Source organism: Marinifilum caeruleilacunae, from assembly GCF_013141825.1.
Classification (GTDB): Bacteria; Bacteroidota; Bacteroidia; order Bacteroidales; family Marinifilaceae; genus Marinifilum; species Marinifilum caeruleilacunae.
The window spans coordinates 1-623 of record NZ_RZNH01000129.1; the positions used below are offsets into that span (position 1 = coordinate 1).

Genomic DNA, 623 nt, shown 5'->3' on the forward strand with positions numbered 1-623 from the left:
TCTTCTATCGTTTTTTGAATTTGCTTTGATGAATAGACTTTAAACTCCTTAAGCAATTTACCAGGATTAGAATCTCCATCATTAAATATTAAATGCAAATGACTTGGCATGATACAATAAGCAAAAAGACACATACCTTTATGCTTACAACAATATTCTAAGCTTTCTGTAATGACTGCAAAATATTGCTCACGAACAAATACATCTATCCAATATACCGTTGCAAAACTTACAAARTACAAGCCTTCTCTATTGTAAAATTTATACTTTCTACTCAAACTACTCTCCTTTTCAATTGCTCAATTAAGATAGAAATAGTTAATTTAACTTAAAAGGAATTTTGTTRTCGTTTTATTTTTAAGTAAAAAACCCACTTACATTTTACTGCAAGTGGGTTGGTTTTTTTCTTATTTACTGCTWCGCAGAGTCCGATCCCGATAGCTATCTGGGAGCAAACTCGAACTAGCGGGTAGTGCATACTCGCGCCATCTGGGGCTTTATGCTCAACAAAAAACCCACTTACATTTTACTGCAAGTGGGTTGGGTTTTTCTTATTTACTGCTTCGCAGAGTCCGAGTTACAAACTCGAACTAGCGGGCTGTGCAAACTCGCGCCATCTGGGG

1 protein-coding gene is annotated in these 623 nt (G+C 35.8%); it reads right to left on the reverse strand.

Features of this window, described 5'->3' with window-relative positions; genetic code table 11:
- Positions 1-278, reverse strand: a 278-nt coding sequence (locus ELS83_RS21760) for a transposase (protein WP_171597637.1), incomplete at its 3' end; no start/stop codon positions are given.
- Positions 279-623 lie beyond the last annotated feature (345 nt).